The 26,379-nt window shown below is 57.9% G+C and carries 24 protein-coding genes; 13 read left to right on the top strand and 11 right to left on the bottom strand.

The window, feature by feature from the left end; all coding sequences use genetic code 11:
• Positions 1-166 precede the first annotated feature (166 nt).
• The 4 genes from ACR0B8_RS16600 (at position 167) to ACR0B8_RS16585 (ending at position 4,499) form a co-directional block, all read left to right on the top strand.
• The gene (locus ACR0B8_RS16600; protein ID WP_226689674.1) at positions 167-1,165 is read left to right on the top strand and encodes a helix-turn-helix domain-containing protein; all 999 of its coding nucleotides are present in this window, start codon (positions 167-169) and stop codon (positions 1,163-1,165) included.
• A gap of 123 nt (positions 1,166-1,288) precedes the next feature.
• Positions 1,289-2,854 carry a DUF4153 domain-containing protein gene (locus ACR0B8_RS16595; RefSeq protein ID WP_226689673.1) on the top strand — a complete coding sequence of 522 codons (1,566 nt, stop codon included), beginning with the start codon at positions 1,289-1,291 and terminating at the stop codon, positions 2,852-2,854.
• Positions 2,851-3,528, top strand: coding sequence for a response regulator transcription factor (locus tag ACR0B8_RS16590; RefSeq protein WP_170362140.1), 678 nt, complete (start codon positions 2,851-2,853; stop codon positions 3,526-3,528). The genes ACR0B8_RS16595 and ACR0B8_RS16590 overlap by 4 nt, the downstream gene beginning before the upstream one ends.
• Entirely contained in the window at positions 3,525-4,499 is a 975-nt protein-coding gene (locus ACR0B8_RS16585; RefSeq protein ID WP_170362139.1) for a sensor histidine kinase, read from the top strand. Before ACR0B8_RS16590 ends, ACR0B8_RS16585 begins: the two co-directional genes overlap by 4 nt.
• Positions 4,500-4,588: 89 nt before the next feature.
• On the opposite strand, the gene ACR0B8_RS16580 is transcribed toward ACR0B8_RS16585, so the two are convergent.
• The 3 genes from ACR0B8_RS16580 to ACR0B8_RS16570 form a co-directional block, all read right to left on the bottom strand.
• Entirely contained in the window at positions 4,589-6,394 is a 1,806-nt protein-coding gene (locus ACR0B8_RS16580) for a BCCT family transporter (RefSeq protein WP_170362148.1), read from the bottom strand.
• A gap of 85 nt (positions 6,395-6,479) precedes the next feature.
• Positions 6,480-9,602, bottom strand: coding sequence for an efflux RND transporter permease subunit (locus ACR0B8_RS16575; RefSeq protein WP_226689672.1), 3,123 nt, complete (start codon positions 9,600-9,602; stop codon positions 6,480-6,482).
• Between the two features lie 8 nt (positions 9,603-9,610).
• On the bottom strand, positions 9,611-10,711 hold the full coding sequence (locus tag ACR0B8_RS16570; protein ID WP_170362137.1) for an efflux RND transporter periplasmic adaptor subunit: 1,101 nt from the start codon (positions 10,709-10,711) through the stop codon (positions 9,611-9,613).
• Positions 10,712-10,894: 183 nt separating this feature from the next.
• Between ACR0B8_RS16570 and ACR0B8_RS16565 the strand changes: the two genes are divergently transcribed.
• The 4 genes from ACR0B8_RS16565 (at position 10,895) to sstT (ending at position 13,724) form a co-directional block, all read left to right on the top strand.
• Positions 10,895-11,308 (top strand): VOC family protein, encoded by a 414-nt coding sequence (locus tag ACR0B8_RS16565; protein ID WP_170362136.1) that lies wholly within the window; start codon positions 10,895-10,897, stop codon positions 11,306-11,308.
• Between the two features lie 19 nt (positions 11,309-11,327).
• A complete protein-coding gene (locus ACR0B8_RS16560; RefSeq protein ID WP_170362135.1) occupies positions 11,328-11,795 on the top strand; it encodes a cysteine hydrolase family protein in 468 nt (155 codons plus the stop codon).
• Between the two features lie 38 nt (positions 11,796-11,833).
• The gene (locus ACR0B8_RS16555) at positions 11,834-12,349 is read left to right on the top strand and encodes a hypothetical protein (RefSeq protein ID WP_170350942.1); all 516 of its coding nucleotides are present in this window, start codon (positions 11,834-11,836) and stop codon (positions 12,347-12,349) included.
• A gap of 145 nt (positions 12,350-12,494) precedes the next feature.
• Entirely contained in the window at positions 12,495-13,724 is a 1,230-nt protein-coding gene (sstT, locus tag ACR0B8_RS16550; RefSeq protein WP_170350941.1) for a serine/threonine transporter SstT, read from the top strand.
• Between the two features lie 33 nt (positions 13,725-13,757).
• Here sstT and ACR0B8_RS16545 read toward each other — a convergent pair whose 3' ends face one another.
• Positions 13,758-15,077 carry a tetratricopeptide repeat protein gene (locus tag ACR0B8_RS16545; protein WP_480659043.1) on the bottom strand — a complete coding sequence of 440 codons (1,320 nt, stop codon included), beginning with the start codon at positions 15,075-15,077 and terminating at the stop codon, positions 13,758-13,760.
• A gap of 122 nt (positions 15,078-15,199) precedes the next feature.
• Between ACR0B8_RS16545 and ACR0B8_RS16540 the strand changes: the two genes are divergently transcribed.
• From ACR0B8_RS16540 to ACR0B8_RS16520, 5 genes are all read left to right on the top strand, one after another.
• Positions 15,200-15,451: a hypothetical protein gene (locus ACR0B8_RS16540; protein ID WP_170362133.1), complete on the top strand. Its 252-nt coding sequence runs from the start codon at positions 15,200-15,202 to the stop codon at positions 15,449-15,451.
• 10 nt (positions 15,452-15,461) lie between these two features.
• Positions 15,462-17,099 (top strand): sulfatase-like hydrolase/transferase, encoded by a 1,638-nt coding sequence (locus ACR0B8_RS16535; protein WP_480659041.1) that lies wholly within the window; start codon positions 15,462-15,464, stop codon positions 17,097-17,099.
• 104 nt (positions 17,100-17,203) lie between these two features.
• A complete protein-coding gene (locus ACR0B8_RS16530) occupies positions 17,204-18,871 on the top strand; it encodes a sulfatase-like hydrolase/transferase (RefSeq protein ID WP_170350937.1) in 1,668 nt (555 codons plus the stop codon).
• A gap of 59 nt (positions 18,872-18,930) precedes the next feature.
• Complete coding sequence (locus ACR0B8_RS16525; RefSeq protein WP_170362131.1) at positions 18,931-20,175, top strand: DUF3179 domain-containing (seleno)protein; 1,245 nt, start codon at positions 18,931-18,933, stop codon at positions 20,173-20,175.
• A gap of 49 nt (positions 20,176-20,224) precedes the next feature.
• Positions 20,225-20,971, top strand: coding sequence for an outer membrane beta-barrel protein (locus tag ACR0B8_RS16520; protein ID WP_170362130.1), 747 nt, complete (start codon positions 20,225-20,227; stop codon positions 20,969-20,971).
• 24 nt (positions 20,972-20,995) lie between these two features.
• On the opposite strand, the gene ACR0B8_RS16515 is transcribed toward ACR0B8_RS16520, so the two are convergent.
• From ACR0B8_RS16515 to ACR0B8_RS16485, 7 genes are read right to left on the bottom strand one after another with little or no spacing between them, the layout of a single operon-like run.
• Positions 20,996-21,391, bottom strand: coding sequence for a RidA family protein (locus ACR0B8_RS16515; protein ID WP_170413395.1), 396 nt, complete (start codon positions 21,389-21,391; stop codon positions 20,996-20,998).
• On the bottom strand, positions 21,388-21,795 hold the full coding sequence (locus ACR0B8_RS16510) for an acyl-CoA thioesterase (protein WP_170397804.1): 408 nt from the start codon (positions 21,793-21,795) through the stop codon (positions 21,388-21,390). The genes ACR0B8_RS16515 and ACR0B8_RS16510 overlap by 4 nt, the downstream gene beginning before the upstream one ends.
• The gene (locus ACR0B8_RS16505; RefSeq protein ID WP_226689670.1) at positions 21,795-22,481 is read right to left on the bottom strand and encodes an ABC transporter ATP-binding protein; all 687 of its coding nucleotides are present in this window, start codon (positions 22,479-22,481) and stop codon (positions 21,795-21,797) included. Before ACR0B8_RS16505 ends, ACR0B8_RS16510 begins: the two co-directional genes overlap by 1 nt.
• The gene (locus tag ACR0B8_RS16500) at positions 22,478-23,227 is read right to left on the bottom strand and encodes an ABC transporter ATP-binding protein (RefSeq protein WP_226689669.1); all 750 of its coding nucleotides are present in this window, start codon (positions 23,225-23,227) and stop codon (positions 22,478-22,480) included. The genes ACR0B8_RS16505 and ACR0B8_RS16500 overlap by 4 nt, the downstream gene beginning before the upstream one ends.
• Positions 23,220-24,206 (bottom strand): branched-chain amino acid ABC transporter permease, encoded by a 987-nt coding sequence (locus ACR0B8_RS16495; RefSeq protein ID WP_170377954.1) that lies wholly within the window; start codon positions 24,204-24,206, stop codon positions 23,220-23,222. The genes ACR0B8_RS16500 and ACR0B8_RS16495 overlap by 8 nt, the downstream gene beginning before the upstream one ends.
• Positions 24,203-25,123, bottom strand: coding sequence for a branched-chain amino acid ABC transporter permease (locus ACR0B8_RS16490; protein ID WP_170377956.1), 921 nt, complete (start codon positions 25,121-25,123; stop codon positions 24,203-24,205). The genes ACR0B8_RS16495 and ACR0B8_RS16490 overlap by 4 nt, the downstream gene beginning before the upstream one ends.
• A 52-nt stretch (positions 25,124-25,175) precedes the next feature.
• Entirely contained in the window at positions 25,176-26,306 is a 1,131-nt protein-coding gene (locus ACR0B8_RS16485; protein WP_226689668.1) for an ABC transporter substrate-binding protein, read from the bottom strand.
• Positions 26,307-26,379 lie beyond the last annotated feature (73 nt).

Raw genomic sequence — 26,379 nt, 5'->3', positions numbered from 1 at the left:
CCCGTCAACCGCGTCGACAACGCATATGGCGACCGAAACCTCGTCTGCACATGCCCACCAATGGACGCATACGAAGAAGCCGCAGAATAAATCACACCCCCCGCCAAAAGGCGGGGGGGGTACACCGACCAAAACAACGCAGCCAAATCAGGCAGGGGGAGGAGAAATGAAACACTATGTCCTCGGCAACAACCACGTACAGTTGGCCCGAACGGCCTCTGAACGGCTGCGAAGTATCGACGTTTTTCTAAACGATCCCGAGGCCGAAGGTGCGGCCGAAATGGTTACCGAGTTTTTTCATGCTCTGAATGATCTTGTCGAAGATCACACCTATGCCGTCACCATTCGGAATACATCCGAAGCCTTTACTGGCGACCCCCTGTATTGGGCGGGTCGCACTGCGATTTTTTGGGGCGACATTCACAAACCCTGGCACTGCGCCAAACAGGACAAGACCCGCGTTGCGCAGATACTGAATCTGGCGTCACGCTCCATTCTGGTCGGGGGGGCTGCTCTGCTGCTGGCGCACAGCGCGAGGACTGATGAGCCCCGCGCCGCCATTCATCCGAATTTCTCGGCCGCAGCGCAGGAGATCGGGCTTGCCGACTGTCATAAACCCACGCACAAATCACCCGATGGGCGGGTACACAGTGCCGCGACCAAACTGAGCGCCCTGCGCCTGCTGGCGGAATTCGTAGCATTGGACCACGGTGAACATCTAGCCGAAAGTCTACGCGGCTACATTGGCCTGACCGAACCAAAACGCGGCTGTGCAAGCCAGTTGGCCAACCGCCTGATCCAACGGTCCGGGGCTGATCCGATGGTCCGGCAGGTGATCGAAAAGATGCTGAACAATGTCGAAGACCCGCTGAAAATTTCGGACCTGTCGCAGGCGCTTGGGGCCTCGACCCGTCAATTGCAGCGGCGGTTTCTGAACAAGACCGGTGTCAAATTGTTGACCACCTATCGCGAGCTGCGGCTTGAGCGCGCCTACAGCTTGCTGCGCTATACCGACATGCCACAGCTTGAGATTTCAACAGCAACCGGGTTTTCATCAGCTTCTGCCCTGGGGCGGGCTTTCAGGGCGCAGTATTCCACCACGCCCGAGGCCGTTCGCAGCTGCCGATTTGCCGGAGAACTTAGGGATCACGGCGCGCTGCACTAACCTGCCAGACACCCCTTGCCGGGCCCGTAAGTCCGGGCCAATCTGCACGAATTCTGCACAACTGCTGCAAAGGTTCTGCGATCTGCCCCTGCAATCTTGAGGAAACTCAAGCAGGAGGCTGATATGCCCAATGAACTTATAATCCGGGGGGTGCCCCGCTCACTTGCCCATGATGGCTGGTGGCTGGCCAGTGAAAGTGGCACGTCGGTTGACCCAACGCCCCCGCCTGCGACCCCGGGAAACGTTCTGGACGGCGTCCGAAGGTTTCCGCGGATTACTGCACTGATCCTGCTTGTTCTGCTGGGCGATCTACTGTTCTGGGGCCACAAACCCAGGCTCTCACTGGCACTTTTCGCTTGGTGCATCTTTGCTGCCGTCTGGGTGAACAAGCCCACCCGCTCAAAACTACTGGCGCCCGCAGTTGTGTTGATGCTGGCCACCCTGCCCTTGATAGAACATGTCCAGCTTTTGTCGGTGACCTTCCTGATCGCGGGGCTGCTCAGCGCGATCGTGTTGTTGCAAATCCCACCAGAGGTCAAATACCGCAAGCTCTTTCCCTGGCTGGCCGGTGGAGTCTTGCGCCTGATCAAAAGGGTTCCGACTGCCGGGCTGAAGGAATGCGCAGCGCACGTTCGGGGATGGCGCCGTAAACCGGTAGCACATGGCGAAACCGGCCGTTCAATAGTTCATGTATTCATCCGCAACTGGGCCTTTCCGTTGGGTGGCTTCTTCGTGCTTGGGGCGTTGCTGATCAGTGCTAATCCGGTGTTGGAACATGCTTTGGTCCGAGTGCTTAAGGTCGATTTCGACCTGTTTGTGCTGATCCGCCGGATCGCGTTCTGGGGCGGGCTGGCCTTGTTGATCTGGCCGTTCCTGACAGCCCCCGCGCCGGATGCGCCTATGGCAGCCCCCACCCTAAGCTGGAACATGTCACGCCTATTGAATGCCGGATCGGTTTTCAGGGCTTTGGTCCTGTTCAACCTCATGCTGGCGGCGCAGAGCATCATGGACATCTCGATCCTGTTCGGCGCCGCCGCCCTGCCCGAAGGTATGAGCCACGCCACATATGCCCATCGCGGCGCTTACCCCCTGCTGATGACGGCCTTGCTGGCCGGGGCCTTCGCACTGGCAGCGCGCCCCTTTCTTGGGCAAAGCCCAGCGTTGAAACCCTTGTTGCTTGTATGGCTGGCACAGAACGTTTTGCTGACCTTGTCCGCAGCGTTCCGGTTGGACTTGTATATCGACGCGTTTGGCCTGACTTACCTACGGATCTACGCGCTGATCTGGATGGGATTGGTGGCAATTGGGTTGGCCATGGTGGCCTGGCAGGTGCAAAGGGGGCGTTCGTCTGTCTGGTTGATGCTGCGGGTCACTATGTTGAGCGTGGGAACCCTCTATATCTGTGCGTTCATAAATTTCGCTGCGCTGATTGCGGCGGATACATTGTCGCGTGCTGCAGATTCGGATACTGCGACCCGGACCGACTGGATCTATCTGTGTGCCTTGGGGCACTCGGCCTCCAAGGCAATTTCTACCCAGATTGCCAAACAGCCGATCATGCACATTCCCGACTGGGCGCAAAGCTGTGTGCATCCTGCCCCAACCCATCCGAACTGGCGCGAATGGGACTTTCGCACTGCACGCGTGAATGGCTATCTTACAGCGAACCCCAAAGGCGAGGCGCAATGAAAATCCTGTTGGTTGACGATGATCCCCGCCTGCGCGATCTGGCTGGTCTGGCGTTGGAACGCGCCGGCTTTCAGGTGATCGCCGCCAGCGATGGCCAGATGGCCGTGACCCACGCCGCCCGCGAAGCACCGGATCTGATCGTCCTGGATATTGGCCTGCCCGAGATGGACGGGTTCGAGGTCTGCCGCCGCATCCGCGCCCGATCCGAGGTTCCGATCCTGTTCCTGACCGCGCGCGATGATGAGATTGACCGGATACTGGGCCTGGAAATGGGCGCGGATGACTATGTCACCAAACCCTTCAGCCCGCGTGAGCTGGTGGCGCGGGTGCGCGCGATCCTGAAACGTGCATCCGGGTCGCGATCCAGCCCAACCTTGACCCATGGGCGGATCACGCTGGACCCAGGCGCGCATGTCTGCAGGTTGGACGGAAACGCCATATCGCTGACCGCGACCGAGTTCACTTTGCTGGCCACTCTGGTCGAACGTCCCAGTCAGGTACACACCCGCGCGCAGCTGATACAGGCGGTCTGGGGGGCGTTGTCGCAAGTCTCGGACCGTACTCTGGACAGCCATCTACGCAACTTGCGGGGTAAGCTGGCGCAGGCCGGTTGCACTGGGGTGATCGAAACTGTGCATGGTGTCGGCATCCGCATTCAGGACACCGCGGCATGAGGCGCAAGTGGCGCCCCAGCCTTGCCTTCGTGCTGGGCGGCGCCCTATGCGGCACATTGCTGTTGTCCCTGACCGGGCTGGTTGCGTTTCGGTATCTGGGACCGGAACTGGGCTATCGCAATGCCGCCGTTTTGCTGGCGGTGATCATCACGGCGGCCACGGCTGTTCTAGGCTGGTTGTTGGTGCGGCTATTGCTGCGACCGATCTTTGCGCTGGAACGTTTTGCCACGCAGGTTGTTCGGCACCCCGCCGATCCCCTCTCGCCGCCCTCACGTTTTGGCACTCAGGAGCTTGGCACCACCGCCCAGCGCGTCATCGACATGGCCGAAACCCTGCGCAACCGTGAAACCACTATCCGCAGTTTCTCGGACCATGTCACGCATGAGCTGAAGACGCCTGTTGCAACACTTAGGGTAGCGACGGAATTACTGCGCGATGATGACACGCTATCGGCTGAAAACCTGAGGCTAGTGGACCAGATTGCCGGCGCGGGCGTGCAGATGGAACAGCAGATCGACGCCATGCGTCAGGTAGCCCGCGCGCGCGAGTCTCGTCATGAGGGGGTGACCTGTCTGAACGCCGTGCAAGACGCATTGTGCCGCGATTTTCCCACTCTCGAAATGCGTTTTGACGGCGGTAATCTAATTATCCCGATTGGTTCCAATGGCTTGCTGGTCGTTTTGCGCCAATTGCTCGGCAACGCGCAAGAACATGGCGCGCAGGTTGTGACCCTGTCGGCGACAGGAGACGATACCGAAGTGATCCTGCGGCTTAGCGATGATGGGCCAGGAATTTCCTCCGGCAATGCAGCGCGGGTATTTGATCCGTTCTTTACCACCAAACGCGATCAGGGCGGGACTGGTATGGGGCTGTCCATCGTGCGCAATACACTGCGGGCACATGGTGCGGATATCTCGTTACTACCGACGCATGACGGCGCTGCTTTTTCGATCTGTTTCTCGACCAAATAGGCGCAGATCATTCTTAGGATCAGTCAGTGTTCTCGACGGTGCTAGTCGATCCAATCTGATGCGCCCCTGAAGGTCACGCTCAGATAAGATTAGGTTTCAGTCTCGTTTTCTTCGTGGCGCGCACGCCGCAGATCATTGATCATCGCCTTGGCAAGCGAGACACACATCAGCAACAAGACCACGCTAAAAGGCAGCGCACCAATGATCATGGAATTGGTCAATGCCTCAAGCCCACCGCCCCCGGCCATCAGCAGGGTTCCAATCACCAGCGTCAGCAATCCGCCCCACAAAACACGGTGCATGACCCCGGTTTTTTCGGCCCCGCCGGACATAATCGTGTTCATCACCAGGATGCCGGAATCCGCTGACGTGACCAGAAAGGTCATGGTCAGCACCACGCACATAAAACTGATGATTACCAGCAGATGTCCCGAGATCATCTCGCTGAGCGTCACAAACAGCGTCGCTGTGGTCGAGGCCGCGAGAATGGCGCCATCGGCGTCTCCGTTCAGTTCCAGATCAATGGCCGAGCCGCCCAGAATGGTCATCCAGGCAAAACAAACCAAAGACGGTGCAACCACTGCACCAAGGATGAATTCGCGCACTGTGCGCCCACGCGAGATGCGGGCCAGAAACAGACCGACAAAAGGGGAAAAAGCAATCCACCACGCCCAATAGAAGGTCGTCCAGCCCGATTGCCAGCCGAACAGCCGCCCCGGTGTACCTGCATCATAGGCGGCCTGCTTTGTCGTGTCAGGCAGGTCGGCCACGTCCCCGCTTAACCCTGCCAAAAAGCTGTCACGCGTGTCCCAGGCATCAGTAGCGCCGGGAAATAGCTCGGCCACGAAGGGGGCGGCTTCAGGTGGCAGGGCTGCGGCATACTCGGATTGGGACATCGGGGAATGGGCCTGAAGGCTGAGCGGTATAAAATTGACGATATAGTCCACCAATGCCTGCCCATAGATCCTGATCGCAAAAGAAAACGAGCCAAAGAAAATGAACACCGCCAGAAGAATCAGTGACAGGATCAGATTGAGGTTCGAAAGGTACTTCACCCCTCGCCCCACGCCGGACACCGCCGAAAGGGTCGACATCATCATGACTAACGCCAGCGCCGCAATCAGACCAGCGGTCGAGGGTTTCATGACCCCTTCCATCAACCACTGCGCACTGGTGATCAGGAAGGCGCCGTCGACAAGCTGCGACACTCCGTACCCGATGGTCACCGCCACCCCGAGGATGGTCGCCACCACACCCAATATGTCGATCACGTGGCCCGCAACCCCGTTGGAATACTCGCCCAGCAGCGGCGTCAGCGCCGTTCTGATCGTCAGAGGCATGTCGCGAGTATAGGCGTAGTAGGCCAGGCTCAACCCTGTCACCACGTAGATTGCCCAAGCGTGGAACCCTGTATGCAGAAAGGTATAGCGATAGGCACCCTGAATCGCCTCGGCGCTTTTCGGGGCGACCTCACCAGACATGGTAAGCGGATTTGATTCCCACAGGCCCAGCGGTTCCGCCGTGGCATATACCATCAGCCCTACGCCCAGCCCGGCCCCGAACATCATCGAAAACCATGAGAAGTTGGTGAATTCGGGCCGCTCATCATCACCCCCCAACCGCATACGCCCGGTGGCAGGAAGGAGAGCAACCACAAACAGAAAGAAGGCAAACAACGCGACCGAGAGGTTGTAGAAGACGTTAAACTCGCTCAGCAGCCCGGATTTCCACGATCTCAGCGTGTCATTCGCATTCAGCGGCCAGACCAACGCCCATAGCACCAGCAACGAGACCGCGATCTTGCTGACCAACGCAATCGGCAGGTTGTAGCCCTTGTAAAACCCGCTGTCCTGCCGTTCGATTTTAAGATCCGTAAAGGGGTCTTGCAGCGACATTTTGCGTGGGCCCACCTCGGTTTCCGTGCCGTTCAGCATCCGAGAAACCCCGGAAGACTGCAACAATTTTCAGGTCTTGCGGGAACTACTCGTTGGCAGTTCGCAACCCAGACAGCCATTCCCGAACGGTCTGAAATGCCGCATATAGCACCGGGATCATAAGCAGACCCAGCGTGCTGTCCAGGATCATGCCAAACAGTACCGGATACCCCACCGAGACCCGCGCTGCCGCCCCTGCCCCGCTGGACAGAACCAGAGGCATAACCCCCACGATGAAACACAGGCCCGTCATCGTCACCGGCCGGAACCGGATTTCAGCCGCCTTTAGGGCCGCGTCCTTAATGCTGGCCCCGCTTTCACGTTGCTGATTGGCAAATTCGACCACCATGATCGCCTTTTTCGCGGCCAACCCGATTAGCAACACCATCCCCACCTGCGCAAAGATATTGCTGGTCAGGAACGGTAATACCACCAATGGGATCAACGCGCCCAACAGGGCAAAGACCGCCGACGTGATGATCGACAGCGGCAGAATCCAGCTTTCATACAGCACCACAAGAAACAGATAAGCCAAGACCAGCGCCGACAGCATGATGAAGGGCACAAGCCCCTGTGCCTTCACCTCTTGCTGGGTGACACCCGACCAGTCGATCCGAAACCCATCAGGCAGCGTCTTGTCGGCAATCGCTTGCATCGCGATGATTCCGTCGCCCGAACTGACCCCTTCAGCCAATTGCGCACTGACCGAGCCGGCCGTGAACAGGTTGTAGCGCGGGATCGTGTCCGGTGCGAGGACCGGTTCGCTGCTGACGAAATTGCGCACGGGCAGCGAGTCTCCGGCGCTGTTTTTGACATAGATGTTATCCACGTCATCCAGCGTCTGACGGAATTCGGCATCGGCTGAAATCACCACCCAATAGACGCGCTCGTCCAGTATGAAGTTGTCCACGAAGTACGAGCTAAGATTGGCCTGCAACGCGGTAAAGATATCCGCCACGCTGACGCCCAGCGTCTCGGCACGGTCTCGGTCGATGGACAGCTTGTATTGCGGGCTTTGGGCCGAGAAATCGCCATGTGCACGCGAAAACTCGGGCGCGGCATTCAGGGCGGTTACAAAGCCGTTCATTACCGCATCCAATTGTGCCCCGTCGCCTTTGCCCAGATCCAGCAGTTGGACCGAGATACCCCCTGTCGAGCCCAACCCGTGAATGGTTGGAAAGGGAAACACGTATGAGACCCCCTCTGGCAATGTCGCCAGCTGTCGTTCAAGTCCATGCATGATGGCGTACCACTGCAAATCCGGACTGGTGCGTTGATCCCATGGGGTGAGCGTAACAATGGCCATGCCCACATTCGAACGCCCCCCGGCCAGCATGGAATGACCCGAGACCGTTGTGACCGCTGCAACCCCTGGCGTCTGTTCGATCAGATTGCCCACCTGCGCCATGAAAGCCTGGGTACGCTGTAACGAGGCCCCGTCCGGCAGTTCCATCGACGCCATCAGAACGCCGTTGTCTTCCTGCGGAATCAGGCCGGTGGGCACAGTTTTGAACAGATATACCGTCACGCCGACGGCCCCGGCAAACACCAGCAGCGACACCGCCATATAACGCAGCATCAGCGCCACAAGGCGCAGGTATTGGCGCCGTAGCCAGACTATCACTGCCGGAACAATCGCCAGCGGACCGATGGGCTTGCTGTCAGTTTTCAGCATCATCGCGCACAAGACCGGTGCCAACGTCAGGGCGTTCACCGCAGAAAGGACAAAGGCAAAGATGATCGTCAGCGCGAACTGGAAATAGATCGTCCCCGTCACGCCGGGAAAGAAGCACACCGGCACGAACACGGCCGCCAGAACAAAGGTCGTCGCCACGATCGGCCGGTTGACCTGAGACATCGCCTTCAGGGTCGCCGCACGCGGGTCCAACCCCTCATCCCGTAGGATACGTTCGGCGTTCTCGATGATGATGATCGCGTCATCCACCACCAGGGTAATGGCCAGAACCAAAGCGAACAGTGTGATCATATTGGCGCTGAACCCGATGGCATAAATCAGCGCCACAGCACCCAGTAGCGACACCGGGATGGCGATGGCCGGTACGATGGTTGCACGCAGGCTGGCCAGAAACAGAAAGGTCACCGCAATCACCAGCCCCGCCGTCAGGGCCAGCGTCGTCATGATATCGCGGATCGAAACACGCACCGCGTCAGTAACGTCATAGGTGATCTCATACGACACGCCCTTGGGAAATTTCGCCGACAGATCCTTCATCAAGGCGCGCAGTGAGTCTGAAATCTCAAGCGCGTTGGCGGCGCTTTCCTGATAGACGGCGATTGTGGCCGAGTCGTTGCCGTTCAGCTTGGTCGACCCGGAATAGGTGGCCGCGCCAAGCTCGATTCGAGCGATGTCCTCAAGCCGCGTGACTGACCCGTCGGGGTTCGAGGCGACAATGATCCGCCCAAATTCCTCGGCATCGCGCAGCAGCCCCTCAGCCCGCAGCTTAAACTGGAAATCGGTTCGTCCCTCGGTAAATGGCGGAGCCCCGACCTGTCCGGCGGCGGCGATGACGTTCTGATCCTCGATGGCGTCGGCAACCTCGGACGCGGTGATATTTAACGCGGCCATACGCACCGGATTGATCCAGACCCGCATGCTGTATTCCAGCTGACCGAATTGCGACACCGTCCCTACCCCCGGCAATCGCTGCAACGGGTCGTGCAGGAAATCAGCACCGAAATTGCTGAGAAACAGCTCATCCCGCGATCCATCGGGCGAGGTCAGGTTGATCACCACAATCATGTTGCCCGACCGCTTGGTAACCTCGACCCCTTGCTGCAATACGGCCGAGGGCAGTTCGGAACTGGCCAGCGCCACGCGGTTTTGCACCTCAACAGCCGCCACGTCGGGGTCAGTGCCTAGCTCAAAGGACACGTTCAGCATATAGGTGCCGTCATTCGAGCTTTTGGACGACAGCGATAACATGCCCGGAATGCCGTTCACACGCTCTTCGATGGGGGTGGCGACGGATTCAAGAATGACCTGCGCGTCCGCCCCCGGGTAAGACGTATCCACATAGATCTGCGGCGGCGTGATATGCGGGTATTCGGTAATCGGGATCAGGCGTACACAGACCGCGCCGAACAGAACCATCAGGATCGCAATCACGGCTGCAAAATGCGGCCTGTCGATGAAGTAGCGTGCGATCAAACCGGCCCCTAACCCTGACTGTCGACCGCTTGCACGACCAGCCCGTCATGTATTTTCTGAAGTCCCTGCACCACCACACGGTCGCCTTCGCTCAGCCCAGATACCACCTGAGTGCGGGTCGCGGTCTGAGTGCCGATCTCGATATTCCGCCGGTGGGTTTTGCCGTCACCGTCGACCGAAAACACGAAATAACCCTGCTTGTCGAACTGCACAGCGTTGCGCGGAACGGTCAGCACTTTGGGCTCCTCTGAACCGGCCAAACCCACGGTCACGAATTGACCGGGGATCAGCACGCCGTCAGGGTTGGCGAAACTGGCGCGTAGCTCAATCGTGTCGGTGTTCTGGCTGACGCTGTCGCCCACGAATATGACTTTGCCCGTGGAGGCATAGGTTTCCCCATCCGCCAGTTTGATGTTTGTGGTCAGTTTGATGTTGCCCGGCGTGATGCGCCCTTTGCGGCGTTCTTGCAGCAAGACCGGCTCGCTGATGTAAAAACTCACCATCATCGGATCAACGCTGTTAACCGTTGCCAAAACTCCGGTATCGGAGCTTACCAAATTGCCCGCATCCACCGCTGACAACCCGATGCGCCCATCAATGGGACTGAGGATTTCCGTGTAATCCAAATCAATCTGCGCGATTTTCAGATCGGCCTTCGCCTCATCCACCGCAGCCTGCCCTGCGGCATAGGTTGCCAATGCCGTGTCCAAAACAGCCTGTGGGACATCGCCCTTATCGAACAGAGCCTGCTGGCGATCCAGCGCCGCCTTGTCGGTCTGCGCGCTGGCCAGCGCGCTTTTCAGCGCCGCCTGTGCGCTGTCCACACTGGCCGCGTATTTCTTCTTTTCGATGCGAAACAGCACATCCCCTTTGGCAACTGTTCCGCCTTCGGTAAAATTGACCTCTTCCAGAAACCCTTCGACACGGGCCTGCAGATCGACGCTTTGATCCGCCACGACCCGGCCAACAAACTGGGCCTTTTTCTGCAAATCCTCCAACGTCACCGGCGCGACGGTCACACTTGGCGGCGGCGCGTCGGACTGGGCCGCTGCCGGGCCCGGCAGAAACAGGGGGATCAATGCGCAAACAAACAGCTTGGTAGGGTTCATCAAGGACCCCCGGTAGTTTGTGATCCCTTCACTATCCCTGCATCCCCCAAACGGTGCAACGGTTTTCTGACTGTCACGGCGCACGCATTTCCCTGCTATATCAATCCCTTTGATACAGGGCTTGCCTGTCGCTGGTTCTTGGGATTTTCTGACGCCAACCACCAATCAAAAGGCCGGGCCTTCATGAAACTTGAATTCCATCACATCAACTTTGTCTCGGACGATGTTGAGCGGTTGCACCGTTTCTACACTCAGGTTCTGGGGTTGGCCGATATCCCGATCGAGAATTTTCCTCGGCCCGATGAGACCGACGACAAGGGCTATAGCGGCAAGATCCGCTTTGCCACCGACGGGGCCATACAGATGCATCTGGCCGAAAAGAACCTCGACGTCGCGTTCAAACATGGTGAGACTATCAACCCTGTCGAACGCGGCCACATCGCGTTTCGCACCGATGATATCGAGGCGTTCAAAAAGCTGCTCGATGACAACGGCATTCCGTATTCGGACTATGGCACCGCATTCGCGAAAGAGTGGCACCAACTGTTCTTCTACGACCCCGAGGGCAATATCATCGAGGTTCATCAAGCGGTTTAGCCAGCATCGGAGGCATTGATTGAAACAGGCCGTATTGGTTGTCGACGTCCAACCCAGCTTTGACCCGCCTGATTGGCTGGTCGAACGCAGCCGTCTGTTGGCGACCAAATTCCCCTCGGTCGCTACCGTTGAACGCCATGACGAGGAAAAAGTTCCCTTTTTTCAGCAAATTGGGTGGAAGCCACGTTCTGTCGACGAAAGCCTTGTTCAGGCAGATCATATTGTCCTGAAATACGGCTACAGCCCGCCCCCGGAAGTCATCGCACAATTTCAAAGCTGGAAAGTCGACCGTGTGCTGGTCTGTGGCATCCAGGCCGACACCTGCGTTCTTGCCGCAGGGTTCGCCCTATTTGACGCGGGCCTGCAACCGACCATAATTGCCGATACGGTTGTTGGGTCTTCGCTTGATCGCAGCGGTAAGCTGGGCGTGGACCTGTGGCAGCATCATTTTGGCCAGGTGATTGATAGGCACTCGGATATTTTGTGACGTCGCAATCCCTGTCCGCATCGGAGAGGAGAGCTATTGTGACCTCGAACCCCATTTTAAGAAAAACAGCCTTTGCCATTTTTGTGGCCATCCCTTGTGCAGCATATGCAGAAGGCTTTTCACTGACCGGCCAATACGAAGGGCGCTATGCCTGTGACAGCACCACGGGTGGCGTGCCCTCAAGCTGGTCCGACCCCATGAGCGCCGGGATCGTTCAGGACGGAGACCGCATATCCATCGACCTGCGATACACGGACAAACAAGAGCTTGGGGCTGAATACTCGCTTTATACCGGATCGGTTGTTCTGAACCCCGAGGGCACCTTGGTCAGCGGCTATTTCGAAGCCTGCGGCGGCACTTTCCCGTCGAAAGAACTTGCGCGGTTTTTTCCCGCTGCTGCAAACACCCCATTCAGTTTTTCGGTGACCAGTGTTTGGGCTTCGGATCAGGTGCCAAACCTGCCAGGTCTAACTGTTCAAACCTGCACCTGGAGCCTGCAGCGCGTGTCCACGGAAACACCCACAGTCAGGCCGTGCGAGACGGCGGCTCAATAAGGAAATTTTCAATCTGGACCTATTTCTTAAGTCCAGATGTTTAAATTGGATCCAAAAGACCCATATAGCCGCAATCTTATAAATTAACCGTGCTTGAACAGCGACAATTCCCCTGTCAGGCCCCCAATCAAACTGGATGGTCCCGATGAATTTTATTCTACGCGGTAGCCTGGTTACGCAAATCATCATCGGTCTGGTAGCCGGTGCCCTTCTCGCCACCCTCTGGCCCGCTGCTGGTTCAGCCGTCGGTCTGCTGGGTGATTTCTTTGTCGACGCGCTAAAAGCCGTCGCCCCCGTTCTGGTGCTGATCCTTGTCTGCGCCGCAATCACCAACCACAAGAAAGACAGCCAGGCCCGCATGGGGCCGGTGGTGATGCTATACATTCTCGGCACGTTTGCCGCTGCACTGGTTGCAGTGGGCGCCAGTTTCCTGTTCCCCGTCTCTTTGCACCTGACTGGCACGCCCGAGCTTTTGGACGCCCCGGACGGGCTGGCAGAGGTGGTCAAGAACATCCTGTTGAAGATCGTGGACAATCCGGTGAATGCGCTGGCGCAGGCCAACTATATCGGCATTCTCGCCTGGGCCATCGGCCTTGGGCTGGTTTTCCGCCACGCCAGCGACTCGACCAAGACCCTGATGTCTGATCTGGATGGCGCGATCACCAAGATCGTGGCTGCCATCATCCGGGTTGCACCCATTGGTATCTTTGGCATCGTGGCCTCGACCATTGCTGAAACCGGCTTTGAAACGGTTGCCAGCTACGGCCAGCTGCTGTTGCTGCTGATTGGCTGCATGGCGTTCATGGCGCTGGTTGTGAACCCGCTAATCGTGTTCCTGCGCATTCGCAAGAACCCCTATCCGCTGGTCTTCACCTGCTTGAAGGAATCCGGGATCACCGCGTTCTTCATGCGCAGCTCGGCCGCCAATATTCCGGTCAACATGGAGCTGTGCCGCCGCATGAATCTGGATGAAGAGACCTATTCGGTTACCATCCCCATCGGCGCCACAATCAACATGGCCGGTGCCGCCATCACCATCACCGTGATGACACTGGCGACCGTGCACACCATGGGAATTCAGGTCGATTTCTTCTCGGCTCTGTTCCTAAGCATCATCGCTTCGGTTGCAGCCACCGGCGCGTCGGGCGTCGCGGGCGGGTCCCTGTTGCTGATCCCAATGGCCGCCAGCCTGTTCGGCATCGACAACGCAACGGCCATGCAGGTGGTCAGCATCGGGTTCATTATCGGTGTTCTTCAGGACTCGGCGGAAACCGGTTTGAACTCGTCCACCGATGTGCTGTTCACGGCGGCAGGATCGTACAAGCAAGGCGATCCCTATCCCCGCAAACTGCCGATGGAGCAGGTCGCCGCCTAAGCGGCCCTGATCCCACCCCACAACCGTCAGGTTTTACTCGGCGGTTGTGGGGTCTGCACTACCCCACCCGGCGGCGCGCATTGCCGAAGTCAGATCCCGTACAGGACCTGGATCGGCAAATACCCTGGTTTTCAACGCCTCCAACGGAAAGTTTGGCCAGGTCCTGGCGTATAATTCGGCCAGTCTGCGTGCCTCACCCCGATCACCGTTTTTCCAATGCGCGGCCATCAGATAGGCAGTTGAAATTGGCCCGAATGGGCCGCCGCGCGCGATCGTATTCTCATAGGTTCGGATTGAGCCCGCATAGTTGCTGGTGTGAAACTGCGCCGCACCCAGCGCGTTTCCGGCCACCGACCCACCACTATCTTCAGCCAGCGCCTGATAATGCTGTGCCTGCGAAAGTACGCGTTCAAAGTCAGAAGTATAAAGCGATATCAGGGCGTCAAATTCCGCAATATGTGGATCATTAGGGGCCAGCTTGGTTGCCCTGTGAGTCAGACTGACGGCCTGATCGAAATTGCCGTCAGCGAACTCAGACCATGCTCTGGCCGACAAACCCCAGGGCGCATCCGGGGCCAGTTCAAGTGCATGGGCGCTATTCTTATCGGCAGCACTAAGCAACTCCTCTGCGACAGGATCGTAGAACTGCAAAATGGCAAGCATGGTTTCCACCTGCGCAGCCCCTGCATAGCCGCAGTAATACAGCGGGTCTCGCTGTATAGCCGTTTCAAACACCATCAGAGCCGGGCGGAGCCGTTGTAAATCCACAACCGGAAAAATCAGGTCCTGACCAGCGCTACACAGGTTCATCGCCTCGACCCGGGTCGGAGAAACATCGTAGATCGTGGATTGATCGCCGGTGGTCGGTGGCGCATTGCGGCCGCTCAGATGCGTGGTCGCCACATAACCGCCAAGGCCCAGCAGAACCGCTCCGGTTACCGCTCCGACCAGCAGCAGGTTGCGCTTACCTCCAACCTCGGCCGCACCCGACCGAAACTCTGGCGCGTAGCTGCCGACGGGCAAGGTGATGACCACCGGGTCCGACGCGCCTTGCCCCCCGTAATACGCCTTAAGTTTGCGCCGAACGCGACCTGCGTCGACACGCACGACCCCTTCGCGTCGGGACAGGTCATCGGTGCTGTAACCATAGACGTCCATGGCAATCGTCTTGGCGCGGATTTCATCCGTGCGTCCGGCCAGCGCCTCGGTCACGACATAGGTCAGAAAGGATTGCATCCGCGCCGAACCCTTGAAATCCTTCGACGCAAGAACCCGATCAAGCGCCGACTGGATCTGTTCCTTTGGGAACGATCCTGCATCCCTCTGCGTGGTATCGTCGGTCGCGGCAGTCAAGAACTATCCTTTCAAGGTAAGGACTTGGCGGCATGCTGCTACGGTAGCATGCGGTTTAATACGTTCAAGACATATTCTTGGACAAGCATGTTTGAATGGCGAATCCAGCGGATGCCGTTACAATGACAGATGATGACTTCTTTGCAGCACAGTTTCCCGGCGCGGCACATCAATTGCAGGCTTTGCGCGCGCGGGACAAGGAGTTTGACCAAATCTGCGCCGATTACCACGAGGTACTCCGCGAGTTGGCGCTTGCCCCGCGATCCGCAGGTGGAACGCAGACCCGTTACCTCGCGGATCTGGCCGAAAGTGTCTCGGACCTGCGAAGCAGTATCGAAAAACGGCTGCACGCCCCTGACCGCACAAATGAGTGAAAGGTTGACCATGAAACTCTTTACCCTTCTGCCCCTGCTGATCCTGACCGCCAGCCCGGCCATTGCTCAGGACACCCCAATCATTCACGATGGTGAGTTCGAATACCTGCGCGCGCAGTTCGGCACTGCCTGGGACGCACAGGATGTTGAAATTGACGCCAAGCTTGCCGAAATCCGCGATGCGAATGGCGGCCAACCACCCAATTTCCTTTACATCCTGATTGATGACGTGAGCTTTGGTCAGATGGGCGACCGCAAGATGAACTACGTCATGGGGATCGAGACACCGAACATCAACCAACTGGCAACCGAGGGTCTGTCGCTGATGCGAATGTATACAGAACCCTCCTGCACACCCACACGCACGGCAATGCTGACGGGCCGCCATCCGGTGCGAGCCGGGGTGGAAGAGGTCAAGGTGGCGCTGGTGGGCGAGGGTCTTCCGGCCTCAGAAGTAACCCTGCCAGAAATCCTGAAACAAGCAGGCTATAACACTGCCCATGTCGGCAAATGGCATCAGGGCGATATCGAACAATCCTACCCCCACAATCAGGGGTTCGACTGGGCTGCATTCCCCCTGCACCAACAAGTACAGCTGAGCCTCATGACCCCCGAGGCGATGCGGTCCAATGCCATGCTCGGCTATGTACCCGAAGGACAGAACAATCAGTTCCTTCTGGACGCGCGGTTCAAACCCTACGGTCTGGTCACAGGTGTCGAGGCCGAGGCGGGGGGCGTGGCCCGCGAAGTCGACATGGCGGCGGGCGAGGTTTGGACGCAGGCCAAATACGAAGACATGAACCTGCGGTATCAGCAACAAGTTCTGGAGCAACTCCAGCGCGTTGCGGCTGAAGATGCGCCATTCTTCGTGCAATACTGGCCGCTTTACCCGCTGAATTTCGTCTATCCCGATCAGGCGATTTCACGTAACGGGGGCTTTCACGCGGACAAGCTGCAGCTACTGGATGGTTGGATCGGTGATCTGTTGGACGCGCTGGAACAGACTGGTGAAGCCGACAACACGATCGTCGTCCTGATGGCCGACAATGGCCTGATGTATCACTACGAGGGCACCTCAGGCCTGAACCAACTGATCTATCGCGGCGGCAAGACCCAGCATCTTGAGGGCGGCGTACGCACCGATGCCTTCATCCGCTGGCCCAACGTCATCGAAGCCAACAGTGCAGCAGGCGATATCTTTCACGTCTCTGATATATACACCACCATGGCCCGGATCGCGGGAGCGACGGACTATATCCCGCGCGACCGCGTAATTGACGGCATCGACCAGACCGCCCTTTTGCTGAACGGCGAAGGCCACGGACGGCGCGATTATGTCTATGTTTACGAGGGGCCGGTCCTACGGTCTGTGGTCAAGCAAGAGTTCAAGATGCACCTGCCCGCCCCCGGACAACCCGGCGCTGGCGCACCGACCTACAACATCTATCGCGACCCGCGCGAAGAACACCCGCTGGTGGGGTATTCCCTTTGGGCCGGGGCCTCGTTTCAGGACATGGTCAAACGCCATCAGAAAATGATCGCCAAATACCCGCATTCCGAGATTGGCACTGGCCTGCCCTATGAAGGGATCGAAAACCTGCGCCCAGAATCGGAACTGGCGCGCGAAACCTTCATGAGCTGGCAATGAGGTAAACCGTAGAATTTTAGAAATAAACATCATAATGTTTCAATGTGAGAATACCTCGACAGCCATAGGCCAAGAGAACATCTTGCATACAAGGGGAGTACGGAATGAAACTGGGATGGTTAATCACCTTGTCATCAGGTCTTGTGGCCACATCGGCATTGGCGCAGGAAAACCCCATTCAGCACGACGCAGAATTTTACGTTCTGCAAGCCCAGCACGCCGACCAATGGGCACAGGATGATGCTGCTGTAAACGAAGCATTGGCCGCGTTTAGGGACGGCAACGGTGGCAATCCTCCAAACATCATCAGCGTGTTGATCGATGATTTGGGTTTTGGCGACATGGGCATCCCCGAATTGAACGCAGTGCGGGGCTATGAGACGCCAAACATCAACGATTTCTCGGATCAGGCCATGCGAATGGTGCGTATGTACACCGAGCCATCATGCACGCCGACCCGTGTGGCACAGATGACTGGGCGTTTGCCGGTAAGGATGGGGATGGGCGACACCGCAGTGGATATAGCAGGGTTTGGCTTGCCCGGCGATGAGGTCACCCTACCGGAAGTTTTGAAACAGGCGGGCTATGCCACAAGCCATGTGGGAAAATGGCACATGGGGGACATCGCTGAAAGCTGGGCCATGAACCAAGGCTTTGACTACGCCCAAATGGCCGTACACCAGCAAGGACAACTGACCATTTTCAACGATGATGCCATAAAGGAACAGGTATCTGTCGCGATCCGCGATTATGACGACAAATACACTTTGGACAATTGGTTCAGACCTGATGCGTCCGCGATGATGACAGTAATCGAAGGCGAGGCCGACGGTCCGATCCGCGAAATCCGCATGGAAACAGGCGAACGTTGGAATGCCGCCAAATACGACGAGATGAACCAAGCCTTTCAGGACAAAACCCTGTCTGAACTTGAGCGTTTGGCCGGCGATGAAGAACCTTTCTTTCTCCAATATTGGCCAATGATTCCCCTGGATAACACGCGTGCTGGTCGTGACGGACCCGAAAGCGCCAACGGCGGGCTGTATGTCGACAAAATGCAGTTGCTGGATCAATGGCTTGGTGACCTATTCGCCAAAGTGGACGAGCTTGGGCTAACCGAGAACACCATCATTGTCGTAATGGGCGACAATGGCCATTTCACCAAGTATTCTCCGCAATCAGGGTTCACCCCAATGATCTTCCGCGGTGGAAAAGCTGACACGACAGAAGGTGGTGTTCGTGTTGATGCCTTTATTCGCTGGCCGGGAATGATTGAAGAAGACGCATTGTTGAACAGCATTGTTCATGTCTCTGATATGTACACAACGTTTGCGCGGTTTGCTGGTGCGGAAGAGTTCATCCCTCGCGACCGGCTTGTCGATGGTGTGGACCAGTCGGCCGCACTTCTTTTTGCCGATGAATCCAAAGCACGCCGGGATCACGTGATCATCTACTCGGTCGCCAAGCCCGAAGCCATCGTCAAGGATCAGCTCAAGCTCAAGCTGCCAGGACCCGGTGAAAGCCCGATTGTTGCCAAGTTTTTCGACCTATATCGCGACACGCGTGAGGAGTATTCGGTGTCGACCGAAGTTGGTGCCTGGGGTGGACAGGAGTTCGTTCGGATTCTCGGGCGCCACAATGCGCGAAAGGAAAAATTCCCGGATACTCCTCCGGCCACGGGTGTTCCGTACGAGGGCATCGACAACATCCGCCCCGAGACACAGCAAGCGGTTGAAGCGTTCCTGGTCAAACGCCAATCGTCACAACAATAAGCTTAGACTGCCCGCAGTATTTCCGCGGGCAGCCTTTTCAACTGACGGCAGGTAAGGCGATGGCTGGAAACATAATCTTCGCACTTGGCATAGTGGTGTCGCTTGGCATTGGCTTTGTCTATTTCCGCGATCTGGGCGACATCTCGCAAATGCTGTTGAAGGTGAAGCGTGAAAATATGGTGCGGTTCATCCGGCATGAATACCGCCTGATCGGTATCGGGTTGGGTGCATTTGCCGTCTCCACGCTGACCTTTCTCTTTTTGGGTGGCGGGTCGTTCTGGTTGTGGGCTTTGTCTGCGTTGCTGGTGCTGTTCTTTTACGGCTTCCCTTTTGTCTGGGTGCATCTGGGCCTGCGTAACCAGTTGAACGACGCGGCCTTCTTTCCGATCAGCGAGGCCCGCAAATATGTTGGCCCAACCGCGCCGGTCATCGTGATGGATCACAACGGCCATGCCCGCGCGCACCCGGATGCACAGATCATGCGACCTCATCTGGCCGGTGACGTCGATGGGTTGGGCGGTGAAGATGTGGTGATGACCTATTGCGCAATGGCCAACCTCGGCCAGGGATACACCCCACGGATCGAGGGCAAGCGGCTGGACCTTGAGGTGCTGGCCCAGCACGGCAACAACCTGATCCTACGCGACAATGAATCCGGCGAACCGATCCAGCATATCTATGGCTTCCGCGAGGCTGACCGCGACCCGAACGCTGATGGGCTCGCCTGCCCCCTGCGCCCCGAGGCGCAGATGAAGCCCTGGCCGACCTACCGGATGACGTTCCGAGGATTCCAAAAGGCCTTTCCCGACGGCGAAGTCTTTCTGAACAAACCCTCATCCAATCCTCTGCTGCGGCTGCTGGACATGGTGACCGAGATCACCTTTGGATGGGGCATCGGCCGCCAGCATCAGGAAGAAGCACCCGTGATGGACAATATGGATCGTTCCGATGACCGGCTGCCCAACAAGACCTATGTCTGGGGGATCACAATCGGCAAGGATGCCGCCTGCTGGACGGATGATTTCGTCATCGACAACAACTGGATCGTCAACGCCACCGTCGGTGGCCGCGATGTCGTAGTCAGTTTGGACCCGAAATACGAAAGCTTGGGTGTGTGGTATAATGACAGTGCTCAGCCCGTTTCACATTGCGATTTCTGGGGTGTGTCGGACCAGGGTCAGTTGCAACGGGTAGAAACTCTGCGGGCCGGAATATTCTGGCACGTCTGGTCCGAGTTTTTCCCGGACACTGACATAAATCGCGTCGGCTCGGGCGCAACGGACTCTGAGGACGTAGCGGCATAGGACCCATTTCGGAAACACATAATTTAAGACAGAAATAGTGAGGGACAGAATGGTACAAACCAAAAAAACAAGGCTCGGCACCGTCGCAGCGGCCTTACTGACATCCGTGGCAGCACCCACCTCGGCGCAGCAGTCCGATTGGTCTTACGAGGCCACTATCTATCTGTTCATGCCCGAGACCGAGACCAGCATTGAAACCCCTAGGGGTACGCTTGACGCGACACTTAGCTTTACAGACGCGCTGGAAAACCTCGACTTTGCGTTCATGGGCGCGCTGGCGGCAACAAACGGGCAATGGAGCGTGCTGGCCGACTATAACTATACCAACTTGTCCTTTGGCGATACCGGGCCTGGCGGCGGCGACCTTGAAACTTCGGTCAAGACACAGTTCCTGACGGCCTTACTGGGTTACCGAGTGCGCAATGATCCAACCGTCAAGGTGGACCTTGCGGGCGGCTTCAGGTGGTACAGTACCGACACTGATTTCTCGCTGACACCTGTGGGAGGTCCCGCCTTTACCTCTACTGCCGACGAAAGTTGGGTCGACCCGGTAGTTGGGGTCCGGGCACGGTTTACGCTATCCGATTCATGGACCAGCACCGCTTATGTGGATTACGGAGGATTTCGCAGCGGCAGCCAGACCTGGTCGGTTCTGCTGACTGCAGACTACATCATCAACGACAGGTGGATGCTGCGGGGTGGATACCGTTACATATCTTTCGACCACGATATTGACGGCAATGATTACGAATTCGATCAATCCGGCCCGCTGATAGGTGCTACTTACCGGTTCTGAGTGCGCAATCTTTAACAACCGGGGTTACGACAGATGCGCTGTGGCCTCAATCTCAACCATGGCTTCGTCTTCGACCAAACCGGCAACGATGATCATCGACATGGCGGGGAAGTGTCTGCCAAACACCTCACGATAGGCTGCGCCGACTTCGGCCTGTTTTGCCAGGTATTCGCTTTTGTCGATGACAAACCAGGTCAAGCGGGTCACGTCGGCTACCTCACCACCTGCGGCTTCGACAATGTCCACGATATTTTGCAGGGCCTGTTTCATCTGGCCAATAAAGCCGCCGTTGACAAATTCCTTGTTCGCGTCCCATCCGATCTGGCCGCCAATATGCAAGGTTCCGTCCTTAGTCAGAACGCCGTTCGCATAGCCTTTGGCCGGAAGCCAGCCGTCGGGCTGAATGATCTTGTGGCTCATGTCGCGTCCTTTCTGAATGTTTCCAGCTTGCTGCGGATGGTATCTGGCCACGCCTCGGGGCGGCCATCGGCGTTGACGTGGACCAATGTCGCCAAAGTTGTCAGCCGCACCTCGTCCCCACAACGGGCGGTCATCGTGTACCCCGCCGAGCTGTTGCCGATCTGTGTGATTTCAAGTTGGAAAACCAATTGGTCTCCATGGCGGCTGGGTGCGGGAAACTGGGTCTGGATCTGAACAGTTGGTACAGCACCTGCGCGATGCAGATCGTGGAACGGCGCGTTCAAACCCTGATCAAAGAACGCCTCGACGCAATCATTGATCATCTCGAAGTAACGCGGAAAGAACACGATCCCGGCAGGGTCGCAATGTTTGAACAAGACTTTTTGATGAAACTCAAACGCCATCAGACCCCCACATATTTTTCGGAAATTTCAGGGGTCAGGTCAGTGATGGCACCGGTCCAGACGGTGCGGCCCCGCTCCAGAATGACCGCTTTGTCAGACACAGCCGCCAACTCCTTCAAAGATTTGTCGATCAGCAGGATCGCCACGTTGGTCTCTTGCCGCAGGCGGTGCAGCGCTGCCCAGATTTCCTGCCGGACGATCGGGGCAAGCCCCTCGGTGGCCTCATCCAGGATCAGCAGTCGGGGGTTAGTCATCAGCGCGCGGCCTATCGCCAGCATCTGCTGCTCTCCTCCCGAAAGGGAAACCGCCCGTTGCCCCTGCCGTTCACCCAACCGGGGAAACAGCTCGGTCACGCGGCGCAGGGTCCAATCCCCTGGACGTGCCGCCGCAATCAAGTTTTCACGCACAGTCAGGTCGGCAAAACAGCGGCGCCCTTCGGGCACCAGCCCCACGCCTTTACGCGCGACCTTGTGACTGGGCAGCGCATGCAGGTCCTGACCGTCCAGCGTCAGCGTGCCGTCTGACCGGATCATCCGGCAAATGGCCTTTACCGTGGTGGTCTTACCCATCCCGTTTCGCCCCATCAGGGCAGTGACCTCACCCTGCGCAATCTCAAGATTCACACCAAACAGGGCCTGACTGACACCGTAAGAGGCGCTGAGGTTTTCTATCCGCAGCAGACTCATGCCTCGTCCCCCAGATAGGCGTCGCGCACTTCGCGGCTGGTGCGGATTTCGTCCGCCGTGCCCGTGGCGATGACCTTGCCATAGACCAGCACGCTGATCCGATCGGCCAACGCAAAAACCGCGTCCATGTCGTGCTCGACCAGCAAAATGGGCGCTTCCTGTCTCAGCCCGTCAAGAAAACCCGTCAGCCGTTTCGACCCTCCGGCACCAAGCCCGGCCATTGGCTCGTCCATCACAAAGGCTTTGGGGGACAAGGTCAAAGCAACTGCAACCTCCAATTGCCGCCGCTGACCATGGCTGAGGTTGGCACAGCGCGTATCGCGGTCATCGCTGAGGCCCACGCGCTCCAACGCGGCCTCGGCCCGTTCGCGCAGCGTGGGTCGTTTCAAGGCAGGTCGCCAGAACCGCCAAGCCATATGCTCGGCCCCCATCGCGCCCAGCACGGCGTTTTCCAGAACGGTATCTTCCATGCACAGTTGAGAAATCTGAAAGGTGCGCCCCAGCCCATCCCGCGCCCGCGCCTGCGTGCTATGCCCCGAGACATCTTGGCCATTCAGCAGGACCCGCCCGGAATCTGACTGCAACCCACCGCAAATCTGTTGGATCAGCGTCGATTTGCCCGCCCCGTTTGGGCCGATGATCGCATGGATTTCGCCGGGTATCAGGTCAATCGACACGTCGTCCGTGGCCTTGAGTGCGCCAAAGCTTTTGTTTAGGTTCAGCGTGGAAAGGACGGGATCAGACATGTGCCCCCTCTTTCCCGGTCAGCAGACCGATCAGCCCCCCGCGCCCGAACAGCACAATACACAGCAGGACCACGCCCAAATAGACGTGCCAGAAGTCAGTTAGCTCGCCCAAAAAATGTTCCAACGCGACAAAGACGCAGGCCCCGATGACCGGCCCCATCAAGCGCCCCACCCCTCCGATGATGATCAGCACGATCAATTCACCCGACAATTGCCAACTGAACATCGTGGGGGAGACAAAGCGGTTCAGGTCTGCAAACAGCGCGCCTGCCAACCCGGTGATTGCCCCCGAAAGGACAAAGGCCAACAGCTTCAACCGCATCGGGTTCAGGCCCACGGTCTCAACCCGAGTGGGCGTCTGACGCGCCGCGTTCAGCGCCAATCCGAAGGGTGAGCCTTGAAGGCGGGCGAACAGAAATAGCACCACACAAAGCAGCGTGAAACAGATGCCATAGAACTGGATCGGTGCTAGTGTGTTCAGACCAGGAAAGTCGTTGCGGACATAGATCGACAGCCCATCTTCACCCCCGTACTGCGCCCAGGAGATCGCGAAGTAGAAAAACATCTGCCCAAAGGCGAGCGTGATCATGATGAAATACACCCCGGACGTGCGCAGCGACAGCAGCCCGATAAAGAACGCCACCATCCCTGAAAGGATCATCGCCACCAGCCAGATCACCGGCATAGCTTTGGTGCCATCGGTGGTGAATAGTCCCAGATCAAGCGCCGTGTAGGTCTGCGCGTGATAGGCAAGGATGCCCATCGCGTACCCTCCGATCCCAAAGAACACTGCATGACCAAAGCTGACCATGCCGCCGATCCCAAGGATGATGTTCAACCCCACAGCCGCCAGCGCAAGGATCACCGCCCGCGTCACCAATGTGATCGTAAAGGGTTGATCAGCCACAACGGCCCAAAGCGGCAACACCAGCAGGCCCAAGATCATCGCGGCATTGAGGTATTTTTCATTCAACCTCATGCGCGTGCTCCGAACAACCCGGTGGGTCGCCAGATCAGCACCAGCCCCATCAGCACGTAAATCCCCATAGAGGCCAGCGCCGAGCCGCTTTTCTGTGCCGCGCCATTGTCCATGAACAGCTTGAACAATTCGGGCAGGAACACCCCGCCCAGCGTGTCGGTCAGCCCGACCAGCAGCGCGCCGATAAAGGCACCACGAACTGAACCGATCCCGCCGATGACAATGACCACAAAGGCCAGGATCAGCACCGGTTCTCCCATCCCGACCTGAACCGATTGAATCGCCCCGACCAAAGCGCCAGCCAATCCGGCCAGCGCCGCGCCCAACGCAAAAACCAGCGTGTAGAGTTTCGAGATATCGACGCCCAGTGCCGCGATCATCTCACGATCATTCTCTCCCGCTCGTATTTGAATGCCGAGACGGGTGCGTTCAATCAGCGCCCAAAGACCCACAGCCACGGCTAGCCCGATGCCAATCAGGGTCAGACGATACAGCGGGTATTCGATCCCGCCCGGCAAAGTGACAGGTCCGGACAGCGCGTCGGGAATGTCCAGAAACAACGGAAAAGAGCCAAAGACCCAGCGTGTTCCTTCAGAAAAGATCAGGATCAGCGCAAAGGTGGCCAGCACCTGATCCAGATGCGGCGCGTTATACAATCGCCGGATAACCACCATCTCGACAATCGCTCCGGCCAGCGCTGCGGCGGCCAGGGCGGCAACCAGCGCCAGCAGGAAAGACCCAGTTGCGCCCGCCACAGCCGCCGCCGCAAAAGCCCCCACCATGTAAAGAGACCCGTGCGCCAGATTGATCAGGCCCATCACGCCGAAAATCAGCGTTAGACCAGCCGCCATCAGGAACAGCATCACACCGAACTGCAGCCCGTTAAGGATCTGCTCGATAATCAGGATCGAGGACATGGGAACTCCGGTGGTCTGCCCGCCCCGCAATCGGGGGCAGGCAGAGGGTCAGTTACATTTTGCACTCGGCCGCATAAGCGTCAGAGTGGTTTTCCAGCGCAACGCCGAGGATCTTGTTGGTGAATACGTCACCTTCCTTGATCACTTCACGCGCATAGATGGTCTGAACCGGGTGATGGTTTGGGCCAAAGCTGAAATCGCCGCGGGTACTGTCGAACTCGGCCGCTCGCAATGCCTCACGGAAGGCATCTGCATCTGAAGGGTCGGCCTTGTTCAGCGCCGACAGCAACAGGTTGGCGGTGTCAAACCCTTGACTTGCGTAGAGCGAAGGCAGACGTCCGTATTCCGCCTGAAAACTTTCCACAAACGCCGCATTGGTCGGGTTGTCGATATCCTTGTTCCACTGCGAGGTGTTCACCACCCCCATTGCCGCATCACCAACTGCCTGCAGGATGCCCTGATCAAAGCTGAAGGCCGGACCGACCACGGGCAGGTCGATCCCACTGTCGGCATATTGCTTGAGGAAGGAAATCCCCATACCGCCTGGCAGGAAGAAGAACACGCTATCCGCATCGCTGGCCCGGATCTGAGCAATCTCGGCGGCATAGTCGGTCTGTCCCAGTTCGGTATAAATTTCACCGGCCAGATCACCTTCGAAGAACCGTTTGTAGCCTGTCAGAGCATCCACACCAGCCGGATAGTTTGGGGCCAAGATAAAGCTGTTCTTGTAGCCCGCACCGTTGGCATAGGCCCCCGCGGCCTCGTGCAGGTTGTCGTTCTGCCAGGCGACGTTGAAATAGTTCTGGTGGCAACCTTTCCCGGCCAAGGGAGACGGGCCCGCATTGGGAGACAGATAGAATACGTTCTGGTTCACCGCCGCAGGCACAACCGCCATGGCAAGGTTTGACCAGATGATACCGGTCATCACATCGACCCGTTCGGATTGGATCATCTTGTCCGACAATTGCACGGCGATGTCGGGCTTGCGCTGGTCGTCTTCGATTACAACCTCAATATCGTCGCGGCCTGATTGCGCGATGGCCAGCATGAACCCGTCCCGCACATCGATGCCCAACCCGGCCCCGCCGCCAGACAGCGTGGTGATCATCCCGACCTTGACCTCGGCCACCGCACCGGTGGCGCACAGCGCGGAAACCGCAGCGGCCGCTAGAAACTTTTTCATCTTCATCTCCCTTCGTTGGTCTTTCGAACGCGCCTTTTGCCAATCTTCCCCGCGTTCAGCCTATGCCCCTGAC

It is taken from the genome of Ruegeria sp. BH6 (genome assembly GCF_056538105.1).
Note: the sequence above shows the minus strand (reverse complement) of the source record. Positions and strands in the feature narration are given on the sequence as shown.